This window comes from Cupriavidus sp., assembly GCF_057315035.1.
This window is the reverse complement of sequence record NZ_DBHKYV010000008.1, coordinates 16,448-37,451: the sequence shown is the minus strand read 5'-3', so window position 1 is coordinate 37,451 and position 21,004 is coordinate 16,448. Positions and strand designations below refer to the sequence as shown.

General features: G+C 59.9%; 18 protein-coding genes. 7 read left to right on the top strand and 11 right to left on the bottom strand.

Going from position 1 to position 21,004, the window contains the following annotated elements:
- Positions 1–6: 6 nt before the first annotated feature.
- From ACO550_RS13290 to ACO550_RS13260, 7 genes are all read right to left on the bottom strand, one after another.
- Positions 7–315 (bottom strand): EexN family lipoprotein, encoded by a 309-nt coding sequence (locus ACO550_RS13290; RefSeq protein ID WP_021691200.1) that lies wholly within the window; start codon positions 313–315, stop codon positions 7–9.
- A 30-nt stretch (positions 316–345) separates the two neighbouring features.
- Positions 346–1,269, bottom strand: a complete 924-nt coding sequence (locus tag ACO550_RS13285) for a LysR family transcriptional regulator (protein ID WP_021691201.1) — start codon at positions 1,267–1,269, stop codon at positions 346–348.
- Position 1,270: 1 nt separating this feature from the next.
- Positions 1,271–1,612, bottom strand: a complete 342-nt coding sequence (locus ACO550_RS13280; protein ID WP_021691202.1) for a DMT family transporter — start codon at positions 1,610–1,612, stop codon at positions 1,271–1,273.
- Positions 1,613–1,682: 70 nt separating this feature from the next.
- Complete coding sequence (locus ACO550_RS13275; RefSeq protein ID WP_021691203.1) at positions 1,683–3,083, bottom strand: efflux transporter outer membrane subunit; 1,401 nt, start codon at positions 3,081–3,083, stop codon at positions 1,683–1,685.
- Positions 3,080–6,148, bottom strand: a complete 3,069-nt coding sequence (locus tag ACO550_RS13270) for an efflux RND transporter permease subunit (RefSeq protein ID WP_021691204.1) — start codon at positions 6,146–6,148, stop codon at positions 3,080–3,082. The genes ACO550_RS13275 and ACO550_RS13270 overlap by 4 nt, the downstream gene beginning before the upstream one ends.
- A gap of 14 nt (positions 6,149–6,162) precedes the next feature.
- Entirely contained in the window at positions 6,163–7,209 is a 1,047-nt protein-coding gene (locus ACO550_RS13265) for an efflux RND transporter periplasmic adaptor subunit (RefSeq protein ID WP_231728098.1), read from the bottom strand.
- Between the two features lie 89 nt (positions 7,210–7,298).
- Positions 7,299–7,922: a TetR/AcrR family transcriptional regulator gene (locus ACO550_RS13260; protein WP_021691207.1), complete on the bottom strand. Its 624-nt coding sequence runs from the start codon at positions 7,920–7,922 to the stop codon at positions 7,299–7,301.
- Positions 7,923–7,971: 49 nt separating this feature from the next.
- On the opposite strand from ACO550_RS13260, the gene ACO550_RS13255 reads away from it, so the two are divergent.
- The 4 genes from ACO550_RS13255 (at position 7,972) to ACO550_RS13240 (ending at position 13,496) form a co-directional block, all read left to right on the top strand.
- The gene (locus tag ACO550_RS13255) at positions 7,972–9,279 is read left to right on the top strand and encodes an NAD(P)/FAD-dependent oxidoreductase (RefSeq protein WP_040716730.1); all 1,308 of its coding nucleotides are present in this window, start codon (positions 7,972–7,974) and stop codon (positions 9,277–9,279) included.
- Between the two features lie 239 nt (positions 9,280–9,518).
- On the top strand, positions 9,519–10,073 hold the full coding sequence (locus ACO550_RS13250; protein ID WP_040716731.1) for a hypothetical protein: 555 nt from the start codon (positions 9,519–9,521) through the stop codon (positions 10,071–10,073).
- A 38-nt stretch (positions 10,074–10,111) separates the two neighbouring features.
- Positions 10,112–11,509, top strand: a complete 1,398-nt coding sequence (locus tag ACO550_RS13245) for an SIR2 family protein (protein WP_021691209.1) — start codon at positions 10,112–10,114, stop codon at positions 11,507–11,509.
- Entirely contained in the window at positions 11,502–13,496 is a 1,995-nt protein-coding gene (locus ACO550_RS13240) for an ATP-binding protein (RefSeq protein ID WP_021691210.1), read from the top strand. The genes ACO550_RS13245 and ACO550_RS13240 overlap by 8 nt, the downstream gene beginning before the upstream one ends.
- Positions 13,497–13,954: 458 nt before the next feature.
- Here the strand turns inward: ACO550_RS13240 and paeA are convergent, their stop codons facing one another.
- A complete protein-coding gene (gene paeA / locus ACO550_RS13235) occupies positions 13,955–15,271 on the bottom strand; it encodes a polyamine export protein PaeA (RefSeq protein ID WP_315592560.1) in 1,317 nt (438 codons plus the stop codon).
- Positions 15,272–15,344: 73 nt separating this feature from the next.
- Positions 15,345–16,298 carry a LysR substrate-binding domain-containing protein gene (locus ACO550_RS13230; RefSeq protein ID WP_315592561.1) on the bottom strand — a complete coding sequence of 318 codons (954 nt, stop codon included), beginning with the start codon at positions 16,296–16,298 and terminating at the stop codon, positions 15,345–15,347.
- Positions 16,299–16,492: 194 nt separating this feature from the next.
- Between ACO550_RS13230 and ACO550_RS13225 the strand changes: the two genes are divergently transcribed.
- The 3 genes from ACO550_RS13225 (at position 16,493) to ACO550_RS13215 (ending at position 19,935) form a co-directional block, all read left to right on the top strand.
- On the top strand, positions 16,493–17,770 hold the full coding sequence (locus ACO550_RS13225; protein ID WP_315592562.1) for a D-amino acid dehydrogenase: 1,278 nt from the start codon (positions 16,493–16,495) through the stop codon (positions 17,768–17,770).
- Between the two features lie 110 nt (positions 17,771–17,880).
- Positions 17,881–18,789, top strand: coding sequence for a glutamate/aspartate ABC transporter substrate-binding protein (locus ACO550_RS13220; protein ID WP_315592563.1), 909 nt, complete (start codon positions 17,881–17,883; stop codon positions 18,787–18,789).
- 324 nt (positions 18,790–19,113) lie between these two features.
- The gene (locus ACO550_RS13215; RefSeq protein WP_315592564.1) at positions 19,114–19,935 is read left to right on the top strand and encodes a transporter substrate-binding domain-containing protein; all 822 of its coding nucleotides are present in this window, start codon (positions 19,114–19,116) and stop codon (positions 19,933–19,935) included.
- Here the strand turns inward: ACO550_RS13215 and ACO550_RS13210 are convergent.
- Positions 19,928–20,419: an RES family NAD+ phosphorylase gene (locus ACO550_RS13210; protein ID WP_315592565.1), complete on the bottom strand. Its 492-nt coding sequence runs from the start codon at positions 20,417–20,419 to the stop codon at positions 19,928–19,930. The genes ACO550_RS13215 and ACO550_RS13210 overlap by 8 nt on opposite strands.
- Positions 20,416–20,895 carry a hypothetical protein gene (locus ACO550_RS13205; protein WP_315592566.1) on the bottom strand — a complete coding sequence of 160 codons (480 nt, stop codon included), beginning with the start codon at positions 20,893–20,895 and terminating at the stop codon, positions 20,416–20,418. The genes ACO550_RS13210 and ACO550_RS13205 overlap by 4 nt, the downstream gene beginning before the upstream one ends.
- Between the last annotated feature and the right edge of the window lie 109 nt (positions 20,896–21,004).

The window sequence follows — 21,004 nt, the reverse complement described above, 5'->3', positions numbered from 1 at the left end:
CTGCCATCAGTTACCCAGGAAGCGTCGGCGGCGATCCTGAGCATCCACCTTGATGATCGCTTCTTCGGCCGTGGCGCATTCGCCGCCACGGACCGAGCCGTCACGACATCCGGCCACCAACTGTCGAGCCTCGTCGATATGAGCGACGAAATACTGTGTGCCGCGTGCGTCGTCCGATGCCTTGGCCACCGCTGCCCCGGTGGCGGTAATCCTCGCTTGAGGGATCGGCGCAATCAGCGGTCGTAAGGCAAAGCCTCCCGCAAAACCGATGGCCAAGTTGACTAACACGATAATGATTGTCTTGCTGTGAGACATAGTAGATATCTCCAGAAAATTCTGTGTAAATTACTGTATTTTTGTCGAGAAATCAAAGGTTAGCGCGTAGCGACTCTTGATGAATCCGAGGAAACGGTGAATAGTCGGATTGATATTGTCTTCGCACCAATAGGCGGAAAAGCCAGTTAGTGCCGGCCCTTGTTCCCCGTGTATTGGCCGATACACAACATCAGGGTACAGTGCGCCGGTCGAACCTTCGCAAACGATGCTCACGCCAGAGCTAACGCCTAGCATGCTCAACACAGTCTCTCGGCTCGACCGCAATACTCGAATATCGGGCTTACTGCCGGACAACGCCAGACGGCCAAGCAGCATATCGCGAATAGCTGGGCCAGGGTCGGTGATTGGTAATAGGAAGCGCTCTTCCCGAAGATCAGTCCAGTGCACGACATCTTGGTTCGCGAGTGGATGCGACTCGGGTAATGCAACGAGCATTCGCTCGCTCCACACCGGTTCGCAGCGAAATCCGTTCTGCCCCGCAACGCCCATCAAGATTGCGATGTCAATTTCTCCAGTATTCAGTCCGGCCAGAAGTAGACTTCTGTCGGATTCAACGCACTCCACATCAACATCCGGGTGAGTTTCGATCCAATTCAATATCGTTGCACGCAAATTGCCGGCAGAAACGGAACTGTTGTGTCCGATCATCAGGCCACCAGCACGGCCCTGACCTGCTGCACGCATCATTTTTACCAACTTATCGGCTGTGTCTACCATCGGCTTAGCGCTGCGGATGAAGGTGCTTCCAGCCAGCGTTGTTGTGACACCTGAACGCGAGCGCTCAAAAATAGACATGCCGATAGAGTGTTCCAGCTTCAGGATAGCCCGGCTCAGAGTCGATTGCTCGACATCTAGGGCACGTGCCGCACGATAGAAGGAACCGTGATCTGCTGCCGCGATAGCGTAGCGAAGTTGCCGGATATTGAACGGCAAATTAATGCCCGGACGAGGTTGAGAAGACCTGCATAACGACCACGCCTGAAACGATCAGGCCGATGCCAATGATCGCGGCCACATCCAAAGCCTGGCGGAGCACAACAACCCCCACGATGGCAGTGAGAACGATGCCGCATCCAGCCCAAATTGCATATGTTATGCCAAGAGGGATAACGCGGAGCGCTTGCGTCAAACAGTAAAATGACATCCCAAAGAATAATGCCATCAAAAGTGTCGGAATTGGCCGAGTAAACTGCTCAGATTTTGCCATGAAAGTCGAGCCGGTCACTTCGCATATAATAGCAGCCGTCAACGCAGCATAGGGAAAGAAAGGATGCATTTTTAGTTCCCTTATTAAATGACGTCGTTGAATGATGGTTCATTGCACCACGGGATTTTGATTATTGAACTTAAGGGCGGATGTCGCGCCAGCCTGCTCCCAACGCGAGCTGCGCGGCTATCCAGCCTTGCGTTTTCTGAACTCGCCGGGCCAAGGCGGTCGACTTTGCATCCAGTGCTTCGACTTGCGCGCCCAACCGTGCACGAGCAGAAATCTGACCCGCATTTTCCCGAACTGTCGCCAATTCAGCGCTTTGCTCGGCAGAGCGCGCGGCAATTTCTGCCTCATTGGCGGCCCACCGACTTGAGTTCCAAGCCTCCAAGGCGCTATCGGACTCTTCGAGTGCGGCCAGAACCACGGCCTGCCACTGTGCAAGCGCGGCTTCCGATCTAGCATCAGCAGATTTCACCCGGCGTAGTAGCCGGGGCATATCAAACAAACCCCAGATCAGGCTCGGCCCAACCGCAAATCCTACGGCGCCATCATCGCCGAGCCGGTCAGGCCGAGCTGAAAGCGCGATATTTCCGGCTAGCGAAATACGTGGATAGAGATCTGTGACCGCAATACGCGCTTGTGCCACAGTGCCAGCAAGCCGCTGCTCGGCTGCGCCGACATCGGGTCGTCGGCGCAGCATGGCTGCCGGATCGCCGGCATCAAGCACGCTGGGAGCGATGGGTAGACTGCCTGGCGCCAGATTGGGGTCAGGCACGCGCCCGCCAAGGATCGACAGACGTCGTGCGCTATTGCGGCGTGAAGCGACAAGGTCAGGTAACTGACCTCGCGCCAGGGCAAGCGCACTAGTTGCCGCCTCGCGATCTATGCGTGAAGCGGCACCGAGCGCTTCCGCTTTATCGACACTCAGTGAAATTGCCTCCAGCGCGGCGATGCGCTTCTGCACCAGCAGCTCTTGCTCGGCAGCGTAGCGATTCTCCACATAAGCGCGGACAACCGACGCCGCTACCGCAGCCTCTGTCTGCCGGCGCAGCCATAGAGCTTCACCTTCCTGAGCGCGTGCTGCTGCGAGGTTCGCGGAGATGCGTCCAAACAGATCGACTTCCCACCCGAGCGTGACTCCGACATTTGCCAGATTCTGGTCCGGATAGCGATCAGGCGCCCCCGGAAATGGGGGCTGGGCTAATCCCGCAACGCGCCTGCTGGAGACGCCAGCTTCAACCGATCCACCTGGCAGAGCGCTGGCCTTCGCTTCGCCAACCAGTGCCTGAGCCGCTTTGAGGTTTGCGGCAGCGGCGGCGAGATCGGCATTGCGCGCCAACGCATCGCTGACCAATGTATCGAGCACCGGGTCATTAAATGCCCGCCACCAGTCCAGAACGACCGGCTGGGCACTCTGTCCTTCTGCAATCACCGTCCAGGTCGGCATCACCGGGGGAACTGGTGTTCGCTCAGAGAGACTGACACAACCGCTTAGCGCGAGCGCAGCCGAAGCGAGTAAGACAACTTGCGATCTCATGACAAAGCCTCCTGAGGCGGGGCAGAACGGGTTCGCAAAGCCGGCAGGCGGTGGAACAACAGCGAATAGAGCGCCGGGATCAGGACCAAAGTGATAAGCGTGCCGAGCGCCAGGCCTCCGATCATCGCGGCTGCCATCGGTCGCCAAAGATCGCCGCCGAAGGCGAACAGCGGCAGAAGACCGACAATGCAGGTAAGCTTGGTCATGATGATCGGGCGCAAACGGACCTCCGCTGCACGGACGATGGCATCGACATGACCGGCACCGTTGGCCCGCTCCTCGACTACTCGTTCGAGCAGTAGAACCGCATTGTTGACGATGATTCCAGCCAGCGCCAGCAGACCGAGCGTGGCGGTGTAGTTCATCTCCTGACGGGCGAGGAACAGACCCAAGGTCGCCCCAATGATGACGAATGGGATCGAGGCCATGACGATCATCGTCTTCCTGACGCTACCAAACTGCCACAGGAACAGTCCGGCCATGCCGAAGAGTGCTATCGGCAAATACTGGATCAGGCCGCCATTGGCTTCGGCAGATTCTTCGATCTCACCCCCCGGGATCACCGAATGCCCGGCTGGCAGGTCGAGGCTGGCGACCGCGTCGGCGACCTTGCTGGTCAGTGCCTGGGCCGTCAGAGTGGGGTGGCGCGCACTAACCATAATCGTGGGGTATTGATTGCGGCGATTTAAAACGCTGTCCTGATCGGCCAGGCGCACTGTCGCGATATCGCCAAGCGTAACGCCCGGCTTGACCAGCGTCGCCGAGATTGCGTCGGGCGAAAGGCGCAGCGTCGCATCGGCGCGCAATACGACCGGGGTCGTGAGTTCGCCACGGGTCAATGTGGTGACCGTTACCCCCGAGTAAGCCGCTTGCAGGGCACGCGCCGTGTCGGCCGGCGTGACGCTGGCGGCTTCCGCGCGTGCGCGATCGATATCTACGACAAGGCGCGGGATCACCGTTTCAGCATCATCTCGGACGTCGAGCGTCCCCGGCACTGTACGCAGTGCCGATTTGAGCTTCTCGGCAGCCTTGCTCAATGTGTCGCGATCGGGCCCTGTAAGAATGAACACCGCCTTGCCGGCTTCCGACATCCCCAGGGAAAAGCGCTTGGGCTCGATACGCGCCTGCGGAAAACGGGTGGTGAGATCGTCGCGCAGTTCGCGCACGACAGCATCGCTATCAGCGCCCTTGGCAAGATTGACGACGGCGTAGGCGCGGTTGCCAGCCGGCAGAGGCGGGTTGAGGCCAAGAATGAACCGCGGTCCACCGTCGCCGACATAAACCACGTTGCTGACGACTTCCGGATGCGCCTTCCGATCGCTTATCCTTGCCGAGATTTCCTGAGCCACCCTCAGGCTTTCCCGAGTGGCGCCTCCGGGGGCGATCTCAATCGGAATCTGTACCTGGGCACGGTCAGACGGACCCAGCAGCCCTTGAGGCAGGAGGCCATTGAGGACGGTCGCCCCTGCGAGGAGCGCAACCATTGCGACAGCTACAGTTGCTGGACGGCCGACAATGATTAGTACTTTGCGCCCGTACCAGCGCCTGAGCCGCCCGATCCAGTCGTCCTTCTCATGCTCCTCGTGAGGGGCTTTGATGTACATCTTGCAGAGTAGTGCCACGACCGTCAGGGCGAGAAACAACGACAGGAGTAATGTGACGCCGAGAACAATAGCGAGGCTGCGCATGTATTCGGCAGTTTCACTCGACCCGGCCACCAGCGGGGTAAAGGCCAGGATGATAGCCAGAGACGAAACCAGCAGCGGCGCGGCCATAGTCTTGCCCGCATGGATAGCAGCGGATTCGGCGGCTTCGCCATCTCCAATACGTCGCTGATAATCCTCGACTACCACGATGGCATTGTCGACGAAGATACCAAGCGCGATGATGATGGCGGCGATTGAGATCTGGTGCAGTTCGATCCCAAGCACGCTCATCACCAGAAGAGTGCCGAGGACCGTTAGCGGCACAATCACACTGGTGACCAATCCAGCACGCCAACCGAGAAACACGACGACGACACCCATGACGATGACGACCGTCTCCGCGAAAATCTTGCCGACCTTCTGCAGATTGTGGCCCACGACCTCCGCCTGATCGGTGATCGGGGAAAGGGTCATCCCGATCGGGAGGTCTGCTTGTGCGGAGGCGACTCCCGCGCGGAGCGCGTCAGCGAAATCGACGACGTTCAGGCCCGTGCGCATCGAGACGCCGAGTACGATCGCCGGTTTGCCGTCGAAAACGGCAGCAGCCGTCGGAGGGTCCTGGGGGCGTTGTTCGATCTTGGCGATCGTGGAAAGCGGGACGGAACCTCCGCCTGGAAGGGCGACGGGTACAGCCCCGACCGCAGAGGCTGTCTTGAGCTGACCGGAGGCATCAAGCATCAGAGTGCGTCCGGACACATCGAGCTCGCCGGCCGACACCACCATGTTCCGATCACCGATCGCCTTGGCGACGGCTTCCAGGCTGATGCCAGCCGCAGCGAGGCGCGCTGGCAATATTTCAATGTAAATTTGTTCTTCACGCACACCGTGAAGCGAGACCTGCTCAACGCCGGTCACGCCTTGCAACCGCAATCGTGCCGCGCGCGCAGCTTCCTGTAGCTGACCCTGGCTGTAACTTTCGCCAGTAAGCGCAAGGGTCATAACTGATACCCGGCCCCAGGAATCGTTGAGGACTGGGCCGATCGTGCCTGCCGGGAAGAGCGCTGCGGCCTCCTGGCTTCGAGCGCGCAAGGTCTGCCAGACCTGGTTTACGCGCTGAGGACTGACATTGCTGTGAAGCGCAATGGTCATGATCACCACGCCAGGGCGCAGAGTCGTTTCCATTTTTTTGACTTCGGCAACGGTTCGCACACGCTCTTCGAGCGGCTTGGCCACTAGGCTCTCCAGACGCTCAGGTGTTGCGCCCGGAAGATAGGCTTCAATTGTGGCAGCCCGAAACGGGACGGTCGGCTCCTCGGTGGCGGGGAATCCGATCAGGATCACCAAGCCTGCGATGAGCAAGGCGACGGCGCCGGTCAGAGTGAAGCGTGACCGCTTCATGGCGATTTCAGTGAGGGACATGATGCCTACCGCGTTCAAGGCGTGAAGGTGAGCGGGCGAACACGTTCGCCAGCCTTGATGAGTTCAGCGCCAGTGGCAATGACGCGCTGGCCAGGAGATAACCGTCCCCGCACCAGCGCGCCCGCAGAGGAGACGCTGATGATCTGAACCGGTTCTGCCGTCGTTCGACCGTCCTGACCGACAACGACAACCCGGCGGGCACCGGAGCGGTCAGCGATGACGGCCGACAAAGGCAGCATCAAATCGCCGTTGGTGGCTCCTCCGGCTGGCAAGCGAACTTCGACGGCCGCTCCGGGTGCTGCGGTGCCTGAAACGATGGTGAACCGCGCTGTCTGTGCATCCACACCGGCAGATCGCGGAGAAAGGCCGGACAATCGAGCTTGCCCGCCCGAACCACCGATATTGAAACGCACGATCGTTCCGATGCGTAGCTGTTCGGCCGTCGCGCTGGAGACCGAAGCAACGATCTCGCGTTCACCCGCACCTTCCAGCGAGAACACGGGGGCCCCAGCCGGAAGTATGGCGCCAAGCTCGCCTTGACGAGCCGTAATCACCCCGGCCACGGGCGCGCGTAATTGGGTTTTTGCCAAGGCACGGGCATTCAGCGCAGCTTGGTCGGAGGTAGCCCGCTGCTGTGCTTCCGCACGGCTGACGTTTGTCCTTGCGGCATCAAGATCCTGCCGCGCCGCCGCGCCAGCCTCAACAAGCCCTTCAAGACGTTTTGCCTCACGGCGGGCAGCATCCAGATCAACATTCGCGGCCTGCATCTGCGCTCGGGACTGGGACGCCTGAAGTCGGAATGGCTCCGCGTCGAATTCTGCAAGAATTTGACCCTGCGCGACCCTATCGCCGATGTTTGCTCTTAGCCGAACAAGCCGCCCAGGATTCTCGGGGGCAATATCATAAGACCCCAATGATCGGACGATGCCAGTGATCTGGGTGTCGCTTGAACTAGCTTGCTGCACCGTCGCCGTGAGAGCCGTCCTGAGCGGCGCAGGTTCTGGCTGGGATGATCCACACCCGGCGAGTTGCCCTGATGCCAGCACAACTGACCCTATCATCAGCCAGCGGCGAACTGATATAACTGAGGCCTTACTAATATATGGCACGCAATCTATGGCCGTGTTTGACATGTGTTAGTCCTTAGAAATCAGATTGGTACGGCGGCGCGGCGCATCATATCGACGCAAGCAGTCACTAACTGAGCGCGAGCGTAACCGGGTAAACAAATGCGCCCGAACAGCCCATCCATTATACAGTTAAATGCGATCGTTAGCTCATACGGATCGACTGAACTTGCGATCTGGCCTTTTGCTTGTGCCAAAGTGACGGCTCGAACCATCGCCGTGGTAAAACGCTGGTCGCAGGAGATCGCAATCTCAGCAATTTCCGGTTTGCGGCTCGCTTCAGCTATAATTTCTAGCCGAAGGCGCGACATGGCTTGCTGCCGTTCGTCCTGCATAGCCAAGAGGAGTATGCTTTCAGCACCATCAAAAAAGTTCTCACTGGCCATCAGAACTTCGATGAGGCCAACGCTTTCGGCGAGATCTAACTCGATCAGAGCTAGAATGAGATCGTCTTTGCTCGGAAAATACTGATAGAGGCCGGCAACACTTATCTCGGCTTCAGCACTGATCTCCGCGGCGGTCGTAAGGTGAAACCCTTTCCGCGCAAAGCATCGATGCGCAGCCTCCAGAATCTGTGAGCGACGCTTAGCACGTGCCTGAGGATCGGCCGGTCGGCCACGGCGTGCAGCGATATTCGATTTGGACATTCGATTTATGTGAGCTATCACTAACCTAATGTCAATCTGGAGATCGTTTATGAATGTCGACAGGCGGCGCAGAAGGATCGTTGTGGTGGGTGGTGGAGTAGCAGGGGTCGAAATTGCCACCTCGCTCGGACGCCGGTCGAAGAACGATCAGAGTATGCCGGCTGTCATATTGGTCGATCGTGATTCCGCCCATATCTGGAAGCCGATGCTTCACACGATCGCGGCAGGTACACGTGATATATCTCAACAGCAGACGCCTTATCTCGCACAAGCCCGAGATGCTGGCTTCGAATATCAGCCTGGCGAGATGTGCAGTCTCAATCGGGCCAATCGCACGATAGGCCTCGCTCCGCTCCATGCTCCAGATGGTCGGTTGCTCGTTCCTGCAAGGGAAATCGCCTACGACACTCTCGTCATATCGGTTGGAAGCGAGGCCAATGACTTCGGAACACCTGGTGTACAGGAATATTGCTTCAAAATTGATTCCCGCTTGCAGGCTGACGCATTCAACCGTGAAGTCCGTATTCGGATGCTGCAATCCGTCGCGCAGGAACAGGACTTATCCATCGCAATAGTAGGCGGTGGCGCGACCGGCGTCGAACTCGCGGCCGAACTAATGCAACTCACGCAGATCGCGGAGGCCTACGGCGCCCCAGCACTATCATCCCGGATCAGGATCACCCTGATCGAGAGTGGGCCACGCTTGTTGCCGGCCTTTCCAGACGACATCTCGCAGGCAACGGAGGAGAGGCTTGAGAGTATCGGCATCAGGGTGATGACTAACTCTAAGGTCAGTGCGGCAACGACGGAAGGCTTCGAGCTTGACGATGGCCCAACGGTCACCGCGTCTCTCAAAGTATGGGCTGCCGGCGTGAAAGCGCCCGCTTTTCTGACCAATCTCGATGGACTCGAGAGCACCCGAGGCAACCAACTTGTCGTGCTGCCGTCACTGCAGACGACACAGGACCCAAACATTTTTTCACTCGGAGATTGCTCAAGCCTTACCTTGTCCCAAGGGGAACGTCCCCTGCCGCCAACGGCGCAGGTCGCCCACCAGCAGGCGCAGCATTTGATTCGTCATCTTCCCGCCGTCATCTCGCGTGGAAAGCGGCCGCCTGATTTTAACTATCGGGATTTCGGTTCTCTCGTATCGCTTGCCGAATATGATGCTTTTGGCTCACTCGGAAAATACGGATTATTCAAGGGAACGACGATAAGAGGAAGACTGGCCCAGTTGAGCCATGCAATGCTGTACCGCAGCCATCAGGCACGGTTGTACGGTTTTTGGCGCGGAAGTCTTGTCTGGATGGTGGATCGTCTCAACATGCGGCTGCGCTCGGCGATCCGCCTCGATTGATCTTCTGGCGGCTTAGTTCGGTAAATGCATGACCGTCTCAAATACTCCGTGCCGAGTAGCGCAATGAGTTTGTCGGCATCCGCCGATGTCACTTGAACTGGATTGCAGCCAGGAGACGCGCCCTGCGGTAAATCACCGAGATCTATGCCAGCGCGTGTCGGTCGCGACGATGTACCCAGCGACACCACGGCCGCGTTGTAAGCAACCCGCTTTCCATATTTCGCCGGAGGCATGGCGACATGACGATAGAATCTCACGATCTAACGGCCAGGCAAGAATTCACGCTCGACCTTGCAGCAGCGGGCAAATGTTATCGCCGAAAGAACCGGCCCGCTAATCGCCGCCGGCAGAAGATTGTCCGCTTCGTTGGACGTGAGGGCGACGTCGAGACCTTTACGGTCCAGCAGACGTTCCCGGTCGTTGGTAGTCTGAACTCCGATCTTCCATCAGATCGCCAAATCGAAGCTGTGGAGCAGTTTTTCAGACACCGCCCAGAGACACGTTGGCAAGCTCACACCATGCTGAGCGCGCGCGATTACGGATTGGAGCTTTCAAGCCGCTATCCGTTTACCGCCATTCGACGGATGGTGATCGGTGTCAGCGTCGCAGCGTTCATACTTAGCGACCGGGCGCTCCGCGACAATGTGCGCCGATGGTGTGAAGATCGCTATCAAGAATCGTGCCCCGGCATCAGCTCGGGAATAGCAAATCATGCTCCTCATCGAATAGCGAGCCGGTTCGCCGAAAAGCTCGTGATGGATATGCGTGGTGCAGGCTCGGAGGTATTCGGCTAAGGCCAGTCACGATCGCGGGGACTGACTGGGGGAATATTATGACGACCGTGCCGCCGGCACCTATCGAATATCAGCTCATTGGCCTCGCTGAAGACGGCGGCATCGGGAACCTACTGGCGGGTCTCGATCAGAAGCAGGGGCGTGTCCGCCTTCAAGCGCTCATATCCGAATGGCTACGAATGGAGAATCTCGTCGTTCTGACGGGATCGGGCACGTCGGTTTCCGTCGGCGGTAAGACGATGGCCAATCTCGAAACGGCTGTATTCGCCACGATCCAGGCGCTGCCCGACATCCCCGCCTCGGTCGCTGCTATCATCGAAGCCCGCAAGAACGCTGTCCTTCTCGCCGCCTTCGACGATGATGACCCGATCGGTTTCGAGGCATGGCTTTCGTTCGTCGCCAATGCTCTGGTCGTCGCGGAGTCTACGGGCGGACCATTTTCCGCCGTGACGTGGCCCAGTACGCCGGCGCCCAGCGTCGCCGATCTGCGTTGGCTCGTCGATCGCCTTCGCATGGCGATTTTCGCCGAGTGCGCGCTTTCGCTCCCTGATACGGGGCTGGCCGCGTCCGCTGATGGCATCGTGCCGCATCTTGCATTTCTATCCAAACTCGTGGCTCGCGATAGCAACCTCGGACGCACCCATCTCTTCACGCTCAATTACGACACGCTTTTCGAGCAGGCATTGGAGCTGCTCGGCGTCCAGTATTTTGACGGTTTCACCGGCCGCGCAGCCGGCCGGTTCGACCCTTCCGTTTATGGTTTGGACATCTACTATCCGGGCGAGGTGGCGGAGGGCCGTGTACGGCGCTTCGACAAGTTCCTGCATTTCTACAAGCTCCACGGCTCGATCCACTGGTTCGAGCAGGGCACCGAGATGCGCGCGCGTCATCCTGATCTGACCCCTTTTCAGACCTACGCCGCCATGACGGCCGAGCAGAAAGCCGCGTCGCTTCTGTCTCTGGTCGGAGGGACGCCTTCGGTCGGGATTCTACCGACCGCGAACAAATTCGCTCAGACGCTTGCGATGCCCTACGCTCACCTCTTCCGGTCCTTTCAGGTGCGGCTCGGCATCCCCCAGACCTTCCTCCTCGTGCTGGGCTATGGCTTCGGCGACGATCATGTCAGCCGGATCATCGAGAATGCGCTCATGAATCCGTCGCTTGTGATGCTGGTAGTCGAACCAAATCCGAACAGTCCGGTGATCGCACGCATCCGGCGATACAAGGATCTCGGTAAGCGCGCCTTCGTCCTATGTCCGACGACGGATGCCTTCTCAGCAACACCATTCAAGCTCGCGACCTTCGACGACTTTGCGCGAACGGTGATGCCCGACGTGCAGTGGCTCGACGACTTCCTTCGCTTGCGCCGCTTCGAAAAGCAGATCGCTTCGTCCGCAACATCAGCCGGAGCGGACACGGAGGGCGCGGATGGATAATCCGCGCCTCGTCGGGCACATCGTGTCGGTTCAAGGCTTCCGAGTGAAGGTCGAATTGCTGCCCGAAACTCGGTCGGCGTTACGCGCCACGCTAGACGGCGTGCAGGCGGCCATCGCAATCAACGCCTATCTGACCTTCTCGCTCGGTGCGGGGGAAACGGTCATCGGCATCATCACCGATCTGGAAGCTCGCGAGACCTTCGATCCCGGTAGCGGGGACGATCTAAACCTCGAACTGATGAAACCACGCCGCGTTGCCAGCGTACAGCTGCTGGGCACGATCGAGCACAAGGACGAGGAGCCTACCTTCAGTCCAGGCATCTCGGTGCTGCCAACACTCGACACTCCCGCGGAGATCGGATCGCCGGACATCCTTCGCGCGGTGTTCGAGATACCACCGCGGCGCAACAAGCCAGAGGACTATGACGCGAAGGATTTCGATTGCGATCTGAAGATCGGATTCCCGACCGGCCAAGACCGCAACGTCGTGCGGGCCTCCTATAACGACCTGTTCTCGCGGCCGCTCGCGATCGTGGGCAATACCGGCTCGGGCAAATCCTTCTCGGTGTCGAGCCTGATCCAGAAGGCGATGGCTGCGCTCGATGGCGCGGCCGAGGAGCCGCACGTCTTCATCCTCGACATCAATGGCGAGTATGCCAAGGCCTTCCCGACGGCTGAAGCGGCGCAACGCTTGCCGGATCGCATCTACCTCAATGGCAAGGAGTTCAGCCTTCCGCTCTGGTTTCTGAACGCCGAAGAAATCTGTGCGTGGCTGAGCGCGTCGGAGCAAACGCAGGAGCCCGTGCTGAAAGACTGGTGGGCGATTGCCAAGGGCGGCAGTGCCACCGCCGCCGCCAGCATGGGAGCGTTTCAGAATGGCATGAGCGCGCTCGACCAGCTCTTGAGCGAACTGACGAAGATCAAGAAGAAGGCAGCCGGCTCCTATTGCGATGCCGTGGTCGGCCACCTCGCCGATACAGACATTGATACAGACCCGTTCGCTGGCCTGTTTACCGCTCATAGGTCAGCTAACGATTTCAACACCGAGGTCATGAACAATCAGGCCGCCATAGCTGCGGAGGCGGAGAAGCTGAAAGACGCGATTCGCGCCAAGATCGTCGGTGGTAGCGGCACGGCGGAGGCCGGTGCACGCACTGCGGACTCTCCGTTGCCGATCGCCCGCGCAACCCTGACCGATCCATCGCTTATCAATCGGGCCGTATCCAAGGAGGATACGTTTCGCGTCGATGCCCACCTGACGACGTTGAAGCTGCGGCTGAAAACCCGCCTCGACGACAAGCGATGGCGCGCCTTCCTCAACTATGAGGAGACCGATACGAAGATCGAGAAGCTGTCCTCATGGTTCGCACGCTTCGGGCTTGGTGCTGCAACGGGACCGAAAGTCTCGGTGCTCGACCTGTCAATGTTGAGCAACGAGGTTCTTCCCTATGCTTGCGCGGTGATCGGGCGGGTGTTGCTGGAGGCGCGTGAGCGCCTGCCCGCAGCCTCGCGCTATAAGCATCCGTGGGTGCTTGTTCTCGAAGAGGCGCACAACTATGCCCGCCCGGCCCGCTCAGACGAGGATCGCGGTCATCGCCTAGCGCGGTTGACATACGAGCGCATCGCCAAAGAGGGGCGCAAATTCGGCCTTTCACTCATCATCGCCAGCCAGCGGCCGAGCGAGATCAGCCAGACGATCATCAGCCAGTGCGCCAACTTTATCAGCCATCGCCTACAAAATCCTGACGATATCGACCATTTCCGGCGCATCATTCCAATGCAGGCGAGACGGCTGCTCGATCAGGTGACTATCCTGTCGTCAGGCGAGGCAATCGTATTCGGTAGCGCCTTTCATATTCCGACGCGGGTTCAATTCGACCGGCCTCAACCCGGCCCTTATAGTCAGACGGCCGCGCCCTATCATGAGTGGCGCAAGGAACAGAATCCGTTCCCGCTGTCGCAGGTCATCGATGCGTGGGGTGCCTGACGCGCAGGTTTCGCCAGCCCTGCTCATGGCATTGTGCAGCGGCTCATTTCAAAACACTAGAAATGGGGACCACCTAGGCGAACAGGCCGCTGCCCTCTACGGCGACAATCGGCGGAGAAAGACGCTACACGGTGGCCCAATCATAGTGCGATAGCGTAGGTATAGTGCCCATCCTCATCGGGCGTGGCCCGCCAAACAAGAAGCTGCTGACGGATTCGACCACCAGCAGACAAAAACAGCGTAGTAAAACTCAAGCCGACGTACTGTGAAAGCAGACGTCGGTTTTGTTTTTTGGCGGGTCAAGTCAATTGCTGATTGTTGCTCCCCTCTCCCATGCAATGGGAGAGGGGCCGGGGGAGAGGGTCGGCGTATCAAGATGCGACTATCGCAATTTGAACCACTGGCCCTCACCCCCAACCCCTCTCCCGCTGTGCGGGAGAGGGGAGCAAAAACACACACTATCCATCGGCCTGCGCGGTCGATTCCACTGCCGTCGGCAGTCGCGACACCAGCAACTGGTCGATCTTGTGATGGTCGATGTCGAGCACCTCGAAGCGGAAGCCGGCCACGGTGATCGACTCGGATTTCTTCGGGATCCGTTTCAGCGAATAGATCACGAGTCCCGCAGCGGTGTCGACATAGTCTTCTCCCGGTAGCGTGTCGAGTTCCAGTGCCTTCTTCAGGTCCACCAGCGGAGTCAGGCCGTCCACCAGCCATGACGAGTCGTCGCGGCGTACGATCTGCTCGTCTTCGGTCGTGTAGAGAATGTCGCCCATCAGCGCGCCAACAATGTCGTCAAGCGTGACGATGCCCACCACCAGCCCATACTCGTTCATCACCACGGCAAAGTTCTCGTGCATTTCGCGAAAGCGCGTCAGCGATTCCGACAGCGTGAGCGTGTCCGGTATCACGAGTACGTTCTTGTCGTAGTGCTTGCCAAGATCGTCGAGCACGGCCGCGCTCTCGTTGGCGAGCAGCAATTGCAGGATGGCCTTGGAATCCATGTAGCCGAGCACGTCGTCGATGCTCTTGCCACAGACCGGGTATTGCGCGTGCGGTTGCTTGACGAGCTTGCGGCGGATGCTGTCGGCGGTCTCGTCGAGCGTCAGGAACACCACGTCATCGCGCGGCGTCATGATCGCGGTAATGGGTTTGGAGTCGAGTTCGAATACGTTCTCGATCAGGTGGAGTTCGTGCTTGTGCAGCACGCCAGCTTCGGCGCCGGCATCGACCATCGCGGCGATATCTTCCGTGGTGATCTGGTCCACCGGTTTGGTCGGGATACCCATTAGCCTGAGCATGGCATCGGCAGCCGCATTGAACACCCACACCAGCGGCTTGAAGACCTTCAGTAGTGTCAGCATCGGGCCGATGACCTGCACGGCGCAGGCCTCCGGAAACGTCATCGCAATGCGCTTCGGAATCAGGTCGGCAAACTGGATGAACAGCAGCGTGACCACCAGGAATGAACCGATATTGGCCACGCGCTGCGCCATGCCGGCGTCCATATAGCCAAGCAAGAGTTCATAGACCAGGTCGGATACGTGTTTCTCGCCGAGGATACCGGCCAGGATCGCCACGCTGTTCACGCCGATCTGTACCACCGTAAAGAAATTGCCAGGCTCTTCCTTGAGCAGCAATACCTTGGTCGCACGGCGGTCGCCGCGTTCGGAGAGAACCTGGAGTTTGGTACGCCGGGCGGCTGTGAGTGCAATCTCCGAGATCGAGAAGAACGCGCTCACCAGCACGAGAAGGATCAGGGTCAGGACGAACATGGATGTTTCATGCGCCTATCGGTGCGTGTTGATAATGGTGCACAGCGTGGTGCGCTGTCAATTGTCTGCTCAATTACCGACTGGCGGCATCGAACATTGCCGCCGGCGCTTCTAGCCGTTCGCCGAGTGTGGCCGCCAATGTGGCTGCGGCGGCGGCAAACTGCGCGTGCATGTCATCGACCAGGCTCGACGCACCACGATGGCTGGCGCGCAGCATCTGGATCTCGAAGGCCAGTTCGGGTTGCACATCGTGCAGGGCCACGTTAGCCGGATTGGCGCTCAAGGCGGTGTACTGGTCGAGCAGCGTCAGGCCAAGCCCCGCATCGACCAGCGCCAGCGCCAGCGAGTATGTCTGCACTTCAAGTGTGGAATGCGGTTCCAGCGCGTGGCGCGCCAGCGTCTGGCGCACCAGCAATCCCAGCGAGCTGTCATCGTCGTAGCCAATAAATGGTCGCTCCATGACCTTGCGAATCGGCACCACGCCGCGCCGGCCCCCGGCGGGCAGCGGTTGCGCACGCGGCACGGCCAGCAACATGCGCCCGGCCGCCACGGGCTCGCTGGTGATCGCTTCATGCCGCGGCGGCGAGAACGCAAAGCCGACGTCGATCTGGTTGGCCAGCAACGCGGCCACGATCTCATTCGTATGGTGGGTCAGCACCTGGACCTGGGTCTCCGGATGCCGTGCGCAGAAGCGGCGCACCGCGGGTACCAGCAACGGGTTGGCCAGGCTCGGGGTCGCGGCTACGCGCAGGCGCCCGGCGCCCTTGTGGCGCAGGCTTTCCGATACGCGCCGCACGCGTTCGATCTCGCCATATAGCCTTTCGACATCGCCGTAGAGCGCCACGGCTTCGGGCGTGGGTTGCAGGCGGCCACGCTGGCGATCGAACAGACGAAACCCGAGAGAGGCCTCGGCGTGCTGCAGCACGCGTGTCACCACGGGTTGGGAGACATGCAGCAGGCGCGCGGCTTCGCTGACGGTGCCGGTCAGCATCACGGCACGGAACACTTCGATCTGGCGCAGGCGCATCGTTATGGTGCTGGGAAAAGCCGCTTCTGGTGCGGCGGAATGGCGGTGAAATGGTGCTATGCACTACGGGTAGACCCGGGTGGCGCGACCCATAGCCTGAGGACATATTCTGGCACGTATTGGCATTGGGCAAGCGGCGCCCGGTGTTCTACGCTCTGGCCCATCGTTGGTAATGGGAAGGCAAGGCAAGTCAGATGCGCGTAGCAATAGTGGGTGCCGGCGTGGTGGGGATGACTACCGCGTGGCGGTTGGCCAATGACGGACATGAAGTCACGGTGGTCGAGCGCCACGATGGTCCGGGCGAGGAAACCAGCTTTGCCAATGGCGGGCAGCTTAGCTACAGCTATGTGGCGCCGCTGGCCGGGCCGGGCGTGTTGTCGAAGGTGCCGGGCTGGCTGCTCGACCGTGATTCGCCGATGCGCTTCCGGCCGTCGATGGATCCGGAGCAATGGCGCTGGCTGATGGCATTCGTACAGGCCTGCAACGCATCGACCAGCGAAGCCACCACGCGCAAGCTGCTGCGGCTGGCCTTTTATTCACGCGACCTGATGCAGGCGTTCACCAACCGGCGCGAGGCGCGCGAGGAGGGTGGGGGATTCGATTTTGCGCGGCGCGGCAAGCTGGTGGTGCATCGCGACGCCGCGGCGTATGCGTCGGCATGCCGCTTGCTGGACTACCAGGCGAGCCTCGGCTGCGAGCAGCAGGCACTGGACCGCACCGCGACCGTGGCGCTGGAGCCCGCGTTGGCAGGCATTCGCGACGATATTGCCGGTGCGATCTACACGCCAAGCGAGGAAGTGGGCGATTGCCATCGGTTCTGCGTGTCCCTGGCCCATCTGTTGCAAGGCAACCCTGCCGTGACGCTATGCTTCGGCACGCGGGTCTCCGAGCTGATCCGCAGCGGGGATCGCGTGACGGGCCTGCGCACGGATCGGGGCGACATCGCGGCCGATGTGGTGATCGTCTCGGGCGGTATCGGTAGCGTGCCGCTGCTACGGCCCACCGGTATCAGGCCGATGCTGTGGCCGCTCAAGGGCTACAGCATCACCGTTCCGATCGCGGATGGTGCGGCGGCGCCGCACATCAGCGTGACGGACTTCGCAAACAAGATCGTCTATGCGCGGATTGGCAACACGCTGCGCGTGGCAGGCATGGCGGACATCGTGCGTGGCGGCGCGGTGGTCGATCGGGAGCGCGCCCAGACGCTGGTCACGCAAACGCGCCTGGTGTTTGGCAACGTGATGAATGGCGCCGACCTCGATGCGCTGCAGCCGTGGGCGGGTCTGCGCCCGGCGACGCCGACGGGCCTGCCGATGATCGGGGAATCACGCCTGCGTGGACTGTGGCTGAACCTAGGCCACGGCGCGCTTGGTTTTACATTGGCCATGGGTAGCGCGGGCCTGCTGGCGGACCAGCTGGCGGGGCGCAAGCCGGTGCTCGACGCCGGAGATTTCAGTGCAGCAGCGGCCTAGCCTGACCGGGCCGATGCAACACGGGTTGTGCTGGAAGTGAAGTCACAAGTTTGGTAGTGAGATTTGCCTCAAGTCTGTCTATTAATCCAAGCCCCTTGAAGGAGCGAAGCATGAAGTCACTGTCTGTCCGTCAATTCCCCATCCATCGCCTGTTGGCTGCTGCCGTGCTGGTGAGCGCCGCGGCCGGCGCCCATGCCGCCGATGGCGACACGCTCAAGAAGATCAAGGACAGCGGGGTGATTTCGCTGGGCTATCGCGAATCGTCGATTCCGTTCTCGTATTCGGACGGCAAGGAGGTAATGGGCTATTCGCACGACTACCTGCTGGCGATCGTCGACAAGGTGAAGTCGACGCTGAACATGCCGAACCTGCAGGTCAAGTTGACGCCGATCACGTCGCAGAACCGCATTCCGCTGATGCAGAACGGCACGATCGATATCGAGTGCGGCAGCACCACCAACAACACCGAACGCCAGAAGCAGGTGTCCTTCTCGAACAGCCTGTTCATCTACGGTATCCGCATGCTGACGAAGAAGGATTCGGGCGTGACGGACTTCCCGCAGCTCAAGGGCAAGAACGTGGTGACCACGGCCGGCACCACCGGTGAGCGCCAACTGGTCAAGATGAATGGCGATGGCATGGAAATGAACCTGACCAGCGCCAAGGATCACGGCCAGGCATTCCTGATCCTGGAGTCGGGCCGTGCCGTGGCATTCGTGATGGACGAGCCGTTGCTGTACGGCGAGCGCACCAAGGCCAAGAACGCCGCGGACTGGGTGGTGGTCGGCACGCCGCTGCAGACCGAGAACTACGCCTGCATGTTCCGCAAGGACGATGCATCGTTCAAGAAGCTCGTCGATGACGTGGTGGCCGACATCCAGAAGAGCGGTCGTGCAGAGAAGATGTACACCAAGTGGTTCCTGCAACCGATCCCGCCGCGCAATATCAATATGAACTACGCGCTGTCGCCGGAAATGAAGCAACTGTTCGCCGCGCCGAACGACAAGGCGTTCCAGTAATCCGCCGGCGCGGGCGGTAGTGGTTGTCTCCCCTCTCCCGCAAAGCGGGAGAGGGGTCGGGGGAGAGGGCCAGCGGTGCAAGCTGACAAGTCGCAATTTGAACCGCATTGCCCTCACCCCCAACCCCTCTCCCACCTGCGGCGGGAGAGGGGAGCGAAAACAAGCAAGTGTGAACGGCCTTGCGAGTTATATAGCCATATCGAATCGTTATTTCGTCGTCGATAGTGTTTGCGGTACTGTGATGCCCGTTATAGGCTCATAGAGTTGCCGGAATTCCCTCAAAAGGGGAAACCGGCGATCAAACCGCATCCCACTGGAGAACATATGCGAACGATTCGATCGGGTTGGTTCAAATCCCTGCTGGCTACCGCACTGGTGGCAGGCGCCACCGGTATTGCCGCAACTGCCGCAACTGCCGCACATGCTGCCGACCTGCTTGATACCGTGAAGCAGGCGGGCGTGCTCAAGGTTGGCCTGGAAGGAACCTATCCTCCGTTCGGATATCGCGGCGCGAACAATGAGCTCGATGGTTTCGACGTCGACGTGGCGCGCGCGGTGGCGGGCAAGCTTGGCGTCAAGCCCGAGTTCGTGACCACCGAATGGAGCGCGATCATCGCGGGCCTGCAGGCCGGCAAGTTCGACATCATCGTCAATCAGGTTTCGGTGACCCCGCAACGCAAGCAGGTGCTCGATTTCTCGACGCCGTACGTCTACTCGGCCGCCCAACTGATCCAGCGCAAGGACGACAAGCGCGAGTTTGCTTCGCTCGACGCATTGAAAGGTCACAAGCTTGGCGTGAGCCTGGGCAGCAACTACAACGAACTGGCCAAGTCGGTGCCGGGCATCGACGTAAAGACCTATCCCGGCGCGCCCGAATACTTGCGAGACCTCGCCGCACAACGCGTGGACGCCGCGCTCAATGACCGCCTGATGGTCAACTACCTGATCAAGCAGGCCAATCTGCCGCTGCGCCCAGGTGCCGTGCTGCCGGGCGCCAATAGCGAAGTCGCGATTCCGTTCCGCAAGGACAACCCCAAGTTCGCCGCCGCGATCGACAAGGCGCTCGACGACCTGCGCCGCGACGGCACGCTCACCAAGCTGTCCAACAAATGGTTCGGTTCGGACGTGACGAAGGCGGCTAAGTAAACAGCAGTCGCCGAAGCAGGCGCGGGTCATAGATCCACTTGCGAATCTTCCTGAAAGTGATTTTCTTCGCGTCCGCATGACTGGGATTGATCAGCACGTTCGGCTCTTCCGGAATGATCGATGACGGGACGATCAGGATTGCCGAGCGGAGCTCAGCAATCCATTGATCTCCAAGGTCAAGACTTGTCTTCCCGTGAGGCACTGCATCCCATCCTACGGGAGCAGTCGCTTCGGAGAAATGGATTGCCTGGCACCACAATTCGTCTGGGATATCGACCCGTGACAGGTACCGATTCATCAAAAGATCATTCGGCCGAAGGCGGATCAGCGTCTCAAGGCAGGCCAGGGAAATCGACTCGGCGCAATACGTGACGGGAACGCCTTTGCGGTTCCAGCGTCCCCCATCCCGGGACGCCCCCGTTCCGCTCGAGTCGTCGGCAGCGTATTCTTCAGCTTCCTTTGAGATCCTCCAGGCGGTCTTCATACGTAGAGTCCGAATATCGGGGCGACGAGGGCATCCTCGACGTGCTCCTGGCGCTCGACTGTGTTCATGTAGTCGGCGCCGTAGCTGCCACCAAGACAGTGGTGCCGGCGAAGCAGAAATTGCCCCATCCACCGCTCCGGGTTGAAGGTCGCATCGTATGCCTTTTCAGGGTAGTAGCGATGGACGAACCGGATCATTCGTTTCAGTCCGTGAAACAACTCACTCTGCTTCTCGTTCAGGTAGGCTCCATCCTTTGCCTTACGAACCAGTTCACCACGTGAGTATCCCAGGGCATGGATCAATTTTTTCTTGGCAATGCCCATTCTGCGCGCCATCTCGACAACCTCGATAGCGCGTACTTCGGGAAGTGGTTCGGCCGGCGTTTCAGGTTGCCTGCCCCAGATTTCCTTAGGCCCCCAGGTCATCAGGAAATATTCTTCCAGCGTACCGCTCCAGAGCACGTTTTCATCCGACATCGTCACCACCTCCGTCCAGAAACAGATTCCATTCATATGCCGGTGCCCTGATCACGTATGATCGCGTCATCGCGGGTTTCCGCCGGCTTCCGACTGACCTCAGCCCCTC

What these genes read in the sequence shown, in the direction of transcription:
- ACO550_RS13290 (WP_021691200.1), bottom strand. Translation starts at nt 315, where the DNA reads ATGTCTCACAGCAAGACAATCATTATCGTGTTAGTCAACTTGGCCATC.
- ACO550_RS13280 (WP_021691202.1), bottom strand. Translation starts at nt 1,612, where the DNA reads ATGCATCCTTTCTTTCCCTATGCTGCGTTGACGGCTGCTATTATATGC.
- ACO550_RS13275 (WP_021691203.1), bottom strand. Translation starts at nt 3,083, where the DNA reads ATGAGATCGCAAGTTGTCTTACTCGCTTCGGCTGCGCTCGCGCTAAGC.
- ACO550_RS13270 (WP_021691204.1), bottom strand. Translation starts at nt 6,148, where the DNA reads ATGTCCCTCACTGAAATCGCCATGAAGCGGTCACGCTTCACTCTGACC.
- ACO550_RS13265 (WP_231728098.1), bottom strand. Translation starts at nt 7,209, where the DNA reads ATGATAGGGTCAGTTGTGCTGGCATCAGGGCAACTCGCCGGGTGTGGA.
- ACO550_RS13260 (WP_021691207.1), bottom strand. Translation starts at nt 7,922, where the DNA reads ATGTCCAAATCGAATATCGCTGCACGCCGTGGCCGACCGGCCGATCCT.
- ACO550_RS13255 (WP_040716730.1), top strand. Translation starts at nt 7,972, where the DNA reads ATGAATGTCGACAGGCGGCGCAGAAGGATCGTTGTGGTGGGTGGTGGA.
- ACO550_RS13250 (WP_040716731.1), top strand. Translation starts at nt 9,519, where the DNA reads ATGACGATAGAATCTCACGATCTAACGGCCAGGCAAGAATTCACGCTC.
- ACO550_RS13245 (WP_021691209.1), top strand. Translation starts at nt 10,112, where the DNA reads ATGACGACCGTGCCGCCGGCACCTATCGAATATCAGCTCATTGGCCTC.
- ACO550_RS13240 (WP_021691210.1), top strand. Translation starts at nt 11,502, where the DNA reads ATGGATAATCCGCGCCTCGTCGGGCACATCGTGTCGGTTCAAGGCTTC.
- paeA (WP_315592560.1), bottom strand. Translation starts at nt 15,271, where the DNA reads ATGTTCGTCCTGACCCTGATCCTTCTCGTGCTGGTGAGCGCGTTCTTC.
- ACO550_RS13230 (WP_315592561.1), bottom strand. Translation starts at nt 16,298, where the DNA reads ATGCGCCTGCGCCAGATCGAAGTGTTCCGTGCCGTGATGCTGACCGGC.
- ACO550_RS13225 (WP_315592562.1), top strand. Translation starts at nt 16,493, where the DNA reads ATGCGCGTAGCAATAGTGGGTGCCGGCGTGGTGGGGATGACTACCGCG.
- ACO550_RS13220 (WP_315592563.1), top strand. Translation starts at nt 17,881, where the DNA reads ATGAAGTCACTGTCTGTCCGTCAATTCCCCATCCATCGCCTGTTGGCT.
- ACO550_RS13215 (WP_315592564.1), top strand. Translation starts at nt 19,114, where the DNA reads ATGCGAACGATTCGATCGGGTTGGTTCAAATCCCTGCTGGCTACCGCA.
- ACO550_RS13210 (WP_315592565.1), bottom strand. Translation starts at nt 20,419, where the DNA reads ATGAAGACCGCCTGGAGGATCTCAAAGGAAGCTGAAGAATACGCTGCC.
- ACO550_RS13205 (WP_315592566.1), bottom strand. Translation starts at nt 20,895, where the DNA reads ATGTCGGATGAAAACGTGCTCTGGAGCGGTACGCTGGAAGAATATTTC.